This window comes from Streptococcus sp. sy010, from assembly GCF_007859175.1.
GTDB lineage: Bacteria > Bacillota > Bacilli > Lactobacillales > Streptococcaceae > Streptococcus.
The window spans coordinates 33,181-46,661 of the sequence record NZ_VOHO01000006.1; the positions used below are offsets into that span (position 1 = coordinate 33,181).

The 13,481-nt window shown below is 41.3% G+C and carries 5 protein-coding genes; 1 reads left to right on the plus strand and 4 read right to left on the minus strand.

Translation table 11 applies throughout. The features are described 5' to 3' along the window. Nucleotides 1-19 precede the first annotated feature (19 nt). A complete protein-coding gene (gene rpoB, locus FRX51_RS05610; RefSeq protein ID WP_146496598.1) occupies nucleotides 20-3,592 on the minus strand; it encodes a DNA-directed RNA polymerase subunit beta in 3,573 nt (1,190 codons plus the stop codon). A 280-nt stretch (nucleotides 3,593-3,872) separates the two neighbouring features. Further along, nucleotides 3,873-6,176, minus strand: a complete 2,304-nt coding sequence (gene pbp1b, locus FRX51_RS05615; protein WP_146496600.1) for a penicillin-binding protein PBP1B — start codon at nucleotides 6,174-6,176, stop codon at nucleotides 3,873-3,875. 109 nt (nucleotides 6,177-6,285) lie between these two features. On the opposite strand from pbp1b, the gene tyrS reads away from it, so the two are divergent. Further along, nucleotides 6,286-7,542, plus strand: a complete 1,257-nt coding sequence (tyrS, locus tag FRX51_RS05620; RefSeq protein WP_146496602.1) for a tyrosine--tRNA ligase — start codon at nucleotides 6,286-6,288, stop codon at nucleotides 7,540-7,542. A gap of 32 nt (nucleotides 7,543-7,574) precedes the next feature. On the opposite strand, the gene FRX51_RS05625 is transcribed toward tyrS, so the two are convergent. Beyond that, a complete protein-coding gene (locus FRX51_RS05625; protein ID WP_146496604.1) occupies nucleotides 7,575-8,921 on the minus strand; it encodes a glucose-6-phosphate isomerase in 1,347 nt (448 codons plus the stop codon). Nucleotides 8,922-9,039: 118 nt separating this feature from the next. Next, the gene (locus tag FRX51_RS05630; RefSeq protein WP_146496606.1) at nucleotides 9,040-13,437 is read right to left on the minus strand and encodes a PolC-type DNA polymerase III; all 4,398 of its coding nucleotides are present in this window, start codon (nucleotides 13,435-13,437) and stop codon (nucleotides 9,040-9,042) included. Nucleotides 13,438-13,481: the final 44 nt, after the last annotated feature.

A 13,481-nucleotide genomic window follows, 5' to 3' on the forward strand; every position in this document is an offset into this window, starting at 1 on the left:
TAGATAAGACTAACTTATCCTATACTTCATTAGTTTCTTCTTGTTGATCAGCTTGAGCTAATTCACGAACTTGACGCTCACGAGCTCTTTCCAATTCTTCAACGTGCATGACATCATCATCTTCACCTTCATCAAGGTCACGAAGTTCAACTTCTAAGTTGTCCTCATCTAGAACACGCATGTCAAGACCTAGTGATTGCAGTTCTTTTACAAGGACACGGAAGGATTCCGGCACACCTGGTTTTGGAATTGGTTTACCTTTAGTAATAGCCTCGTATGCTTTAAGACGACCCGTCACATCATCTGACTTGTAAGTCAAGATTTCTTGCAAGACATTTGAAGCACCGTAGGCTTCAAGCGCCCAAACCTCCATCTCACCGAAACGTTGACCACCAAATTGTGCTTTACCACCAAGTGGTTGTTGCGTTACCAATGAGTATGGTCCAGTTGAACGAGCATGAAGTTTATCATCAACCATGTGGTGAAGTTTGATCATGTACATGACACCGACAGACACACGATTTTCAAATGGTTCACCAGTACGACCGTCATAAAGAATGGTCTTGGCATCGCTATCCATACCAGCTTCTTTAACAGTTGCCCACAGGTCTTCTGAAGTTGCACCATCAAAGACTGGCGTCGCAATATGAATACCTAGGTTACGAGCTGCCATTCCCAAGTGAAGTTCCATAACTTGACCAATATTCATCCGTGATGGTACACCGAGTGGATTCAACATGATATCAACTGGTGTGCCATCTGGTAGATATGGCATGTCTTCAACTGGGACAATACGTGACACGACACCCTTGTTTCCGTGGCGTCCCGCCATCTTATCGCCGACCTTAATCTTACGTTTTTGAGCGATGTAAACACGAACTAACATGTTGACACCTGATTGAAGTTCATCTCCGTTAGCACGAGTAAAGATTTTAACGTCACGGACAATCCCATCACCACCATGTGGAACACGCAATGAGGTATCACGCACTTCACGTGATTTGTCACCAAAAATGGCATGAAGCAAACGCTCTTCAGCTGAAAGATCTTTTTCACCCTTAGGTGTGACCTTACCAACTAGGATGTCACCCTCTTTAACTTCGGCACCAATGCGGATAATTCCCATCTCATCCAAATCTTTCAGGGCATCTTCACCAACATTTGGAATTTCACGAGTAATTTCTTCAGGGCCTAACTTGGTATCACGCGTTTCACTTTCATATTCTTCTAAATGAACAGACGTATAAACATCTTCTTTAACCAAGCGTTCACTCATGATGACCGCATCCTCGAAGTTGTACCCTTCCCATGTCATGTAGGCAACGATTGGGTTTTGACCAAGTGCCATTTCACCATTTTCCATAGATGGACCATCTGCGATAAAGTCACCTTTTTCAACCAAATCACCCACCTTAACCAAGGTACGTTGGTTGTAAGCAGTTCCTGAGTTTGAACGACGGAATTTCGTAATATGATAAACATCAAGACTACCATCTTCACGACGAACTTCGACCTTATCCGCATCAGAATAAGTCACTCGACCATCATGTTGTGCAATCACAGCTGCACCCGAGTCGTGAGCGGCTTGATATTCCATACCTGTTCCAACATAAGGAGCATGTGGATCAATCAATGGAACTGCCTGACGTTGCATGTTGGCACCCATAAGGGCACGGTTTGAGTCGTCATTTTCCAAGAACGGAATACATGCTGTCGCAACGGCAACTACCTGTTTTGGCGATACATCGACATAGTCAACAATATTAGCAGGGAACTCTTGGTTATTACCTTGATGACGACCCATGACGATTTCTTCAGCAAATGTGCCATCTTCATTCAATTTAGAATTAGCTTGAGCAACAGTGTATTCATCCTCCTCATCAGCTGTCAACCACACGATTTCGTTGGTTACGACACCTGTTTCACGGTCAACCTTACGATATGGTGTTTGGATAAAACCATATCTATTGAGATGACCATAAGATGACAAGTTGTTAATCAAACCAATGTTTGGTCCCTCAGGTGTTTCAATCGGACACATACGACCATAGTGAGTGTAATGCACGTCACGAACTTCATAACCCGCACGGTCACGCGTCAAACCACCAGGCCCTAAGGCTGACAAACGACGCTTGTGAGATAACTCTGACAATGGGTTGTGCTGATCCATGAATTGTGATAATTGAGATGAACCAAAGAATTCTTTGACTGCTGCAGTAACTGGACGAATGTTAATGATTTGTTGTGGTGTTAGGGCTTCATTGTCTTGAACAGACATACGCTCACGAACATTACGTTCCATACGAGCCAAACCAACACGGAATTGGTTAGCCAACAACTCACCAACTGCACGGATACGACGGTTACCTAAGTGGTCAATGTCATCAACTTTACCAAGACCTTCAGCGAGGTTGAGGAAGTAGCTCATTTCAGCCAAGATATCAGCTGTTGTCAAAGCACGAACTTTATCGTCAGGATTTGCATTACCGACGATTGTCACCACACGATCTGGATCTTTTGGTGCAACAACCTTGAATTTTTGTAGGATAACTGGTTCTGTCAACACAGCAAAATCATTTGGCGTGTAGATAAATTTGTTCAAGTCACCGTCCAAATGCTCCGCAATGCTATCAATCACACTACGAGTCATGACGGTACCTGCTTCAACCAAAATTTCACCAGTTTCAGCATCTACCAAGTTTTCAGCAATGGTTTGGTTGAGCAAGCGTGTTTTAACATTAAGTTTTTTGTTGAGTTTATAGCGACCCACAGAAGCCAAATCATAACGACGCGCATCAAAGAAACGAGCAATCAAAAGACTGCGTGAACTTTCTGCTGTCTTAGGTTCACCTGGACGCAAACGTTCGTAAATTTCTTTAAGAGCTTCATCAGTACGAGAATCACTTGGATTTTTATGAATGTCTTTTTCAATGGTGTTACGAACCAATTCGCTATCACCAAAGATATCCATAATCTCATCATCACCAGAAAAACCAAGGGCACGAACCAAGGTCGTAAATGGAATCTTACGCGTACGGTCAATACGAGTATAGGCAATATCTTTGGCATCTGTTTCCAACTCCAACCATGCTCCACGATTAGGAATCACTGTTGAACCATAGCCGACTTTACCATTTTTATCAACCTTATCATTGAAATAAACACCTGGCGAACGCACCAACTGAGAAACGATGATACGCTCTGCACCGTTGATAATGAATGTTCCCATCTCTGTCATCAATGGGAAATCACCAAAGAAAACTTCTTGTGTTTTAATTTCGCCAGTCTCTTTATTAACCAAACGGAAGGTGACAAAAATCGGTGCTGAATAATGAGCATCATGGGAACGTGCTTCTTCCAAAGTGTATTTTGGTTGCTTAAGCTCATAACCAACAAATTCCAACTCCATGGTGTCGGTAAAGTTGGTAATTGGAAGTACGTCTTCAAAAACTTCTTTTAAGCCACTATCTAAGAAATCCTTAAACGAGTCAGTTTGGATTTCAATTAAGTTTGGTAAATCAAGAACTTCCTTGATTCTTGAAAAGCTACGACGGGTACGATGTTTCCCGTATTGAACGTCATGTCCTGCCAAAATTTAGCTCCTTTTTATTGAAATATCTAGGGGTAACTGCTGTCACCCAGTGTTGTTTACAGTAAAATCACGCCATAGGCTGTATTTGTCAGAATTTTTAGTTTCTTTAAGAATTGATTACACTTGCTAAGAAAACTAAAAATAGGCACAAAAAGAGCAGCTAAATCTGACAAGTGTCGTTTGATTTAACTGCTGTAAGTCTTAGTTGGACAAGATTTCAACTAAGACAGACGACAAATAATTTCTACTATTATATCAAATCTGTCCTAGTTTGACAAGTTTAATTGCCACCAATTAAACTACTCCAAGCTTTTTGATAATCACTATCTGTTCCACCGATAGCAAACTTATAGGTCATGGCTTCTGGCCCACCTTGAGCCCAGTAACTTGTTGTTGTGGCACCATTATAGGTATAAACACGACCATTGTATTGAACAGGGCCTTGTTTTAAGCCAGTCGCTTTTAGAACGGTTGCTTTAATCACACTATCATCCAAACTAAACTTGCTTGCATCAAAAAGACTTGGATCAACCTGACTGATTGCATTCACTAGATTGGCTACATAATTGGCATGGTTATTATAACCAGTCATTGACTGTAAAGAACGGTTATCATCATGACCTGCCCAGTTACCTAGAGATACTTTCGGTGTTGCTAGCATCAACCAAGCATCAGCAAAATCATTGGTCGTTCCTGTCTTACCAATCCAGTCCACATTATTAGCCAAATTAGGATTGATTGCCTGTAAACGATTCTTAAAGCTGGTTGTAATTCCTGAATTGATTGGCCCTCGTAACAATTCTTGCATGATACTTGCTGTTGCTTTTGACACAACTTGCGTAGCTTGATTATCAAACTGGTAAATGACCGTACCATCTTTAGCTGTAATGCTATCAACTACATGTTTTTCTTGATAAGCACCACCATTTGCCAACATTTGATAGATATTGGTCATCTGAGCGACTGACACTTCGATTCCTCCACCTAGAGGCAGACTTTCAATGTTGTAGTCTGCAATGTTAATGCCTAGCTTGGTCATGTAATTTTCTGAATCAACGCCCTGATTTTGTAGTAGCTGATACGTCCAGAAAGCAGGGATATTCCAAGAGGTATTGAGGGCGTCTTGGAGATTCATCATAGCCGTTCCTTCTTCTTCGCCGTGCATAATTTTTTGCCCACTAGAGAAAGTTGTTGGATAGTTAGACAAGACACTAGCACTACCCATCAAGCCTTGATCAATGGCGATGCCGTAAGGAAGCATGGGCTTAATACTAGACCCTGGTGAACGAACCGTATCAAAGGCGTGGTTGTTTTGGTTGCTAGCATAATCTCGACCACCCACAAAGCCTAAAACTGCTCCTGTAGCATTGTCCATCAAGACGTTACCCATTTGCACTTGACCCGTTCCGTCGTCTAAAAGACCGCCATATTGAAGTGCTGCATTTTGCATGGCTTGATGAATACCTTGGTTGAGAGTCGTTGTAATCTGGTAACCACCTAGACGCAACTCTTGGATGGCCAATTCTTGATAGGCTTGTCGTGTTTCTTCGTTTTTCAAATCACTTTCAGAAACTTCATCACGCTTAATCAGATAATCATACATGATGGCTTGTGCTTCATCAAAAACCGTATAATAAAGATAATCATGACTGTCTGCTGTTACCGTTTCGGGTTGCTTAAAGTCTTGAGAAACATCATAAGTGAGATAATTTTCATAATCATCCTTGGATAGCACCCCTGTACGATACATGTTATAAAGGACATTCTTAGCCCTTGTCAAACCATAGCTTAATTCTTCGGCTGACTTAAACTGGCCATCTGCTGTATAGGGCGAGTAAACGATTGGGCTTTGAGGAAGGCCTGCTAGGTAAGCTGCTTGAGGAATAGTCAAATCTCTAGCAGAAACACCAAAAATCCCCTGAGCCGCTTCTTCAATACCTGCAATATTTTGTCCCTTATTATTTCGACCAAATGGCGAAACATTGAGATAGTCTGTTAGGATGCTATCCTTATCCAAATAACGTTCTAAAGCCAAGGCATAAATAATCTCTTTGGACTTACGCTTAAAGGTTGGGTCATCTCCCAAAATTTGCTGCTTTAGAAGCTGCTGCGTTAAGGTTGAACCACCACTCGTTTCACCAAAACCTAACAGAGATGCTAAGGTTGCACGAAAAACAGCCTTGGGCACAACGCCATTATGTTCTTGGAAATTTTCATCTTCGGTTGCAATAATAGCTTTTTTAACATTATCTGAAATGGCAGCACTATCTACCGTAGTACGTAACAAATCACTATCCACAGGAGCGATTAACTCTCCATTGCCATAACGCATCTCTGAAATAGCACTAACGGCACTCACTTGGCTGATGAGACTCTCCTTACTTGGCACCTTGACGGACTCAATCTGACTCACCAAATAACCAAAGCCAGCACCCAGGCCAATCATGCCTAGTAAAATCACCAAAATATAGGCAAATTCTGACATGAGTTTGACCGTGCGTAAAAATACGGCACCAAAATCAAAAATGCTCCACGGTTGATTACTTTTGACTGCTCTCTTCTTTTTTTTCTGACGTTTCAACATAATATACCTCAATTATTATTATATCAAAATTAAGAAAAAGTTGCATAATGGCAAATTTCCTCATTTTTGATATAATGATAGGGCATTAAACTTATGAATGGAGCTTGATATGAATATTTTTGACGAGTTAAAAGCCCGTGGTCTTATTTTTCAAACCACGGATGAAGAAGCCTTGATCAAGGCATTAACAGAAGAAACCGTTAGTTTTTATCTAGGGTGCGACCCGACGGCTGATAGTTTGCATCTCGGACACCTTGTGCCACTCTTGGTCTGCCGCCATCTCCAATTAGCTGGTCACAAACCTTATCCCCTAGTCGGTGGGGCAACCGGTCTAATTGGTGATCCGTCTTTCAAGGATGATGAACGTAGCTTGCAAACCAAGGAAACCGTTCAAGAGTGGGTTACGAAGATTCGGGCTCAAATGGAACAATTCTTAGATTTTGAAAACAAAGACAATGCGGCTGTGATGACTAACAACTATGATTGGTTTGAATCAATCAGCTTTATTGATTTCTTGCGTGATGTTGGTAAATACTTCACTGTCAACTACATGATGAGCAAGGAATCTGTGAAAAAACGGATTGAAACAGGGATTTCTTATACCGAGTTCGCTTATCAAATCATGCAAGGTTATGATTTCTATGAACTCAATCGTCGTCATGATGTCACCTTACAAATCGGCGGAAGCGATCAATGGGGCAACATGACTGCCGGAACAGAATTACTTCGTCGCAAGGCTAGTAAAACTGCCCATGTTATTACCGTTCCATTGATTACTGACGCTACTGGTAAAAAATTCGGCAAATCTGAAGGCAATGCCATTTGGCTCAATGCTGACAAAACTTCTCCTTACCAAATGTACCAATTTTGGCTCAATGTCATGGATGATGATGCCATTCGTTTCTTGAAAATCTTCACCTTCCTTCCATTAGAAGAAATTGCTAAAATCGAAGCAGACTTCAACGCTGCACGCCATGAACGCTTGGCTCAAAAAGTACTAGCAAAAGAAGTGGTTACTCTAGTTCACGGTCAAGAAGCCTACGAACAAGCACTTAATATTACCGAGCAACTCTTTGCCGGCAATATCAAAGCGCTATCAGCCAAGGAACTCAAACAAGGTCTTAACCATGTTAAAAACTACACTGTACAAGAAGAAGACAATCTAAACATTGTTGACATCTTAGTAACGGCTGGCATTTCACCATCGAAACGTCAAGCTCGTGAAGACGTTCAAAATGGTGCCATTTACATCAATGGTGAACGTGTTCAAGATGTGACTTATCAACTCTCAGAAGAAGATAAGATTGAATCACAACTCACCGTTGTCCGTCGTGGTAAGAAAAACTACTTTGTCTTGACTTACTAAAAATAAGCTAGGTATCATACCTAGCTTATTTTTTATAGTCTTGCGTTTAATTCTTTTGATAAGTCTTCAAAACCTGGTTTACCAAGAAGGGCAAACATATTTTTCTTATAGGCTTCAACACCTGGTTGGTCAAAAGGATTGACACCATTAAGGTAGCCTGAAATGGCAATCGCCAATTCAAAGAAATAGATCGTATAACCCAAAGTGAACTCATCTTGAGCTGGTAGGGTCAAGTGCATATTAGGCACACCACCATCTGTATGGGCTAACAAAACACCATCTGTAGCTTTTTTATTAACAAAATCCACATCTTTACCTTGCAGATAGCCTAGACCATCCAAGTCCAACTCTTCACTTGGAATCACAATGTTTTTGCGTGGCTTATCGACACGAACAACCGTTTCAAAGAGATTGCGATAACCTTCTTGGATATATTGGCCTAAAGAATGCAAATCTGTTGAGAAATGAGCTGAACTTGGGTAGATCCCTTTTTGATCCTTGCCTTCTGACTCACCTGCCAACTGCTTCCACCATTCAGCAAAATACTGCAATGATGGCTCGTAGTCTGCAAAAATCTCAGTGATATAACCCTTACGATAAAGGGCAGTACGAACTGCTGCATATTGATAGGCTTCATTTTCAGTTAATTGGTCTGAAGCATAAGCCAAACGAGCTGCATTAGCCCCCTCCATCAAGGCAGTAATGTCTGCTCCTGACGCTGCGATTGGTAATAAACCTACCGCTGTCAACACACTAAAGCGTCCGCCAACATTATCTGGCACAACAAAGGTCTGCCAACCATTAGCGTCTGCTTCAACCTTAACTGCACCTTTTGCACGGTCTGTTGTTGCATAAATGCGTTTGTTGGCTTCTTCCTTACCATATTTTTTAACCAACAATTCCTTAAAGACACGAAAGGCAATAGCTGGCTCAGTGGTTGTTCCTGATTTAGAAATCACGTTGATTGAGAAATCCTTATCAGCCACATAATCCACTAAATCTGCTAGATAGTTTGAAGAAATTGAGTTACCTGCATAAAGAATTTGTGGAGCTTGACGCTCTTCTTTACTTTGCAAATTAACAAACGAATGATTTAGAAAATCAATCGCTGCACGAGCACCAAGATAAGAACCACCAATCCCAATCACAACTAGGACATCACTGTTCGCTTGAATTTCCTTAGCCGCTTCTTGAATACGGGCAAATTCTTCCTTATCATAGTTTTCTGGCAAATCCAACCAACCCGTCATTTCAGCACCTGGGCCAGTTCCTTGACGGAGAGCTTGGTCAGCCGCACTAATTTGGGTTTGTAAATAATCCAACTCATGTTGGCTGATAAAATCTAAGGTTTTTGAATAATCAAATGTAATATGTGCCATTAAAAAGCCTCCATAATTTCAAAGTCTTTATTATAATAACGCTTTCTTTCTTTTTTTTCAATGGTTTTTATCACAATTAGCGAAATTTTTAACAAATCGAGTAATTGCGGCAAGAAACTTAGAAAAAATCATCAAATAAGCTAAGTTGATTGTCTTCTGGTAAATTGCCCAAGATGTTCATCTCATCCAATTTTTCTACCAGGGTCGTTGACAGACCTCCTCGTTTGCGTAGCTCCGTCTTAGATAAGAACTCACCTTCTTCCCTAGCCTTAGCAAATTGCTTGGCCACACTCTCACCCAATCCATCCATGGCAATCAGTGGTGGAATCAGAGTATCTCCCTCAATCAAGAACTCGGTTGGGTGGCTACGATAAATATCTAGCTGACCGAATACAAAACCACGTTCTAACATCTCATTCACAATTTCTAAGGTCGTAAAGAGATCCATTTCCACCTTGGTTTCTTGATTGTTTTTGCGTTTCTCGGTAATTTCTACCATCTTAGCCTTAACAGCTGTCAACCCACCACTCATGGTTTTAAGGTCAAAGGCCTTGGCTCTGATTGAGAAATAAGCACAGTAATAATAAATTGGATAATGCACCTTGAAATAGGCAACACGCAAGGCCATCATCACATAGGCAGCCGCATGGGCTTTCGGAAACATGTACTTAATCTTACCACAAGATTCGATATACCAGTCAGGTACTTGATTATCTCGCATGGCTTGAATATAGCCGTTTCTTTCTTCTTCAGAAATTTTCAACCACAGTCCCTTACGCACTCGCTCCATAATGTTAAATGCCATTTTAGGCTCAAGACCGGCGTGCATGAGATAAACCATGATGTCGTCCCGACAACCAATAACCGTCGATAGATTGGCAATGCCACGCTTAATCAAATCTTGGGCATTCCCTAACCAAACATCTGTTCCATGCGACAATCCTGACAGCTGCAACAATTCAGAAAAAGTAGTTGGATGGGTTTCATCAACCATGCCACGCACAAAATTAGTCCCAAACTCAGGAATACCTAGCATCCCTGTTGACGTGCCAATCTGTTCAGAACTTACTCCCATAACATCTGTTCCTGAAAAGAGTTTCATGACATCGGGGTCATCCATTGGAATGTCCATTGGTGAAATACCTGACAAATCCTGCAATTTACGAATCATGGTTGGATCATCATGGCCTAGTACATCTAACTTCAGGACATTTTCATCAATGTCATGGAAGTTAAAATGGGTCGTCTGCCAACTGGCTGACAAATCATCTGCTGGGTATTGAACCGGTGTGAAGTCATACACATCCATATAGTTTGGAATAACAACAATTCCCCCTGGGTGCTGACCTGTCGTTCGTTTGACACCGGTTGTCCCCATGGCCAAACGATCAACTTCGGCATCACGGTAGAATTTCCCATAATCTCGCTCGTATCCCTTGACAAAACCATAAGCCGTGCGGTCAGCAACTGTACCAACTGTCCCTGCACGAAAGGCGTTCTCTGCACCAAAAATATCACGAACATCTAAGTGAGCATTAGGCTGATCCTCACCAGAAAAGTTAAGATCAATATCTGGTACCTTATCCCCATCAAAGCCAAGGAAGGTTTCAAAGGGAATATCTTGACCATCTTTCTTATATAAAATCTCACATTTTAGGCAGTTTTTGTTAGGTAAATCAAAGCCTGAACCATATGAACCGTCTGTGATGAATTCCGACTGCTGACACTGCGGACAAACGTAATGCGGAGGCATAGGATTAACCTCAGTAATACCAATCATGGTTGCCACAAAACTCGACCCAACAGATCCACGACTTCCTACCAAATAACCACGATCATTAGAACGTTGAACCAACATTTGCGAGGCTAGGTAAATTACGGCAAAACCATTTCCCAAAATCGACGTCAATTCTTTTTCAATGCGTAAATCAATAATATCTGGTAAGGGATTACCATAAATTTCAAAGGCTTTTTCATAAGTCATGCGAGCCACTTGCTCTTCAGCATCCTTGATAAACGGCGTATAAAGGTCTTTTTTGACCACTTCAACATCCTCAAACACCTCTAGAATCTTATTGGGAGTCGTCACAACCAAGTCATAAGCCAACTCTTGCCCTAAAAAAGCAAAGTCATCCAGCATTTCATTGGTCGTACGGAAATGTGCTTCCGGAAGTGGAGCGGGTTGGGCATTTTCTCCCCGACCAATCGGACGGTTAATCATGGCACCTTGACCTAAGCTACGAACAATAATCTCACGGTAAATGGCATCTTCTGGCTCAAGATAGTGAACATTTCCTGTCGCCAACACAGGCTTATTCAAACGACGTCCCACTTCAATCAAATCTTTGATAATTTGCTCAATGCCGACTTGATCCTTAATCATCTCACGCGCCACTAAAGGTTGATAAAGGGCTGGTGGCATAACTTCGATAAAATCATAATAGTCAGCCACTTCAAGAGCTGCTTCTAAGCCCTGGGAAAGAAGCGTGTCAAAGACTTCACCATCAGAACAAGCTGTTCCCAAAATCAAGCCCTCACGATACTGATCCAAAACAGTCCGTGGAATCCTTGCCACCCCAGAAAAATATTTCACATTTGATAGAGAAACTAGCTTAAAGAGATTTTTTAATCCCTTTTGATTTTTAACGTAAATCGTGACATGCTTGGTTCTCGCCTTCTTATATGACTCTTCATCAACCAGATCAGTATTTAATTGATGCAGATGCGTTATCCCGTGTTTTTCAATGACATCATTGATAAAAATAAAGAGAAGACGACCTGTCGCTTCCGCATCATAATTGGCCATATGATGATGTTCTAGGCTAACTTGGAAACGCTTAGTCAATGGCCCTAAACCATGACGCTTGAAGTCTGGATACAAGTTTCGAGCAAATTCTAACGTATCAATAACAGGTTGCGAAATTTTCGGTAAACCATGACGCTCATAATTAGCATTCATAAAGCCCACGTCAAAAGTGGCATTATGGGCAACCATAACCGTTCCTTCGCAAAAGGCTTGGAATTCTCTTAATACCTGCTCCAGAGGCTTAGCCCCCTTCAAATGATTATCCGTAATCCCTGTCAAATCCGTTGTAAACTGACTCAAGGGATAACCTGGGTCAATAAACTCATCAAACTGTTCGATGATGTTATTCTTATACATCTTAGAGGCTGCAATTTGAATCAAGTGATTATTGACAGCCGACAAGCCTGTCGTTTCCACGTCAAAAACGACATAAGTTGCTTCTTTTAACTCAATATCCTTCTCGTTATAAGTAATCGGCACACGATCCTCAACGATATTGGCCTCTAAACCAAAGATAACCTTAATCCCAACTTTTTTACCATAATGATAACCATGTGGGAAACTTTGAACATTTCCATGATCCGTAATAGCAATGGCTGGATGACCCCACTTGGCAGCTTGGTCAATCAACTTTTCAACCGTTGGTAAGGCGTCCATGGTTGACATATTGGTATGGGCATGAAACTCCACTCGTTTTTGCCCGTCTGGCATGAGATCTTGACGTTCTTGATGAACAATTTCTTTCATATCTTGAACTGTCATGGTCAATGACTTGGTGAAGGGATTGTGTTCAATATTACCTCGTACTCGAAGCCAGTTTCCCTTGCTAACCATGTCAAATTTTTTGAGTTCTTCCTCATCCTTAGCCCAACGTTGCATGGCAAATGACGATGTATAATCTGTCATCTTGAAATTGATGATATGACGACCTGAACGAGTGGTTTTCTTTTCTACATCAAACACCAAACCCTCAAAAACCACACGGTTTTCTTCAGTTTCAACTTCAATCATCGGTGTTATTTCTGCCTTATCAAAACTGGCTTGACGTTGACTTGTCTGACGCTGAAAATCAAACTTCGTTCCATTTGATTTTTCTTCAACAGGAGGCATACTGGCTTCAAGAGAAGCCCTAATTTGAGCGGCTTCTTGACTAGCCTTCTCCATCACCTCTTGCTTATTCGCTTCAATATCTGCCTTGATGGCTTGCGTCATTTGATTATCTGATACAATGTCAAAGTTAAGTTGACCAAAACCAAAACGCACAAACATCTGACTCAATTTGGGGAGATGGTTTTTCCGAAAATGGTCATTATTGACAAAGTCTGGTCCTAGGATACTAACTTGTTTTCCATCATAGGTCACTGATAACTGAGCAAATGAAGCACGAAAACTATCCTCATTACAAGGCTCTTGCTCAAAAGCCTCTTGATAATAGGCTTGAAGTAGGCCATCAGAAAAAACAGGATTTTGAACAGCTATGGTTAAACTTGCCCTAATATCTGCCTTGTCAAAGGCATCAGATAAAGCAATACGCAACGTTCGATAACTTGCCACAGGTAAAATTTCTGGAAATTTAAGCTCAAATTCCCACCAACGAGATTTGGCATGCACCTTAACCTCGCCAATCTCAGCAGACAAAAAAGGCTGGGAGTTTTTCAACTCCAAGGGCAATTCAATCTGATCCATCAATTGTTGAAACAAGCCTGACATAAACTTCTCCTTGTAGGTAGTAGGTTTATTATACCAAAAAAGAC

What these genes read in the sequence shown, in the direction of transcription:
- FRX51_RS05630 (WP_146496606.1), bottom strand. Translation starts at nt 13,437, where the DNA reads ATGTCAGGCTTGTTTCAACAATTGATGGATCAGATTGAATTGCCCTTG.
- pbp1b (WP_146496600.1), bottom strand. Translation starts at nt 6,176, where the DNA reads ATGTTGAAACGTCAGAAAAAAAAGAAGAGAGCAGTCAAAAGTAATCAA.
- FRX51_RS05625 (WP_146496604.1), bottom strand. Translation starts at nt 8,921, where the DNA reads ATGGCACATATTACATTTGATTATTCAAAAACCTTAGATTTTATCAGC.
- tyrS (WP_146496602.1), top strand. Translation starts at nt 6,286, where the DNA reads ATGAATATTTTTGACGAGTTAAAAGCCCGTGGTCTTATTTTTCAAACC.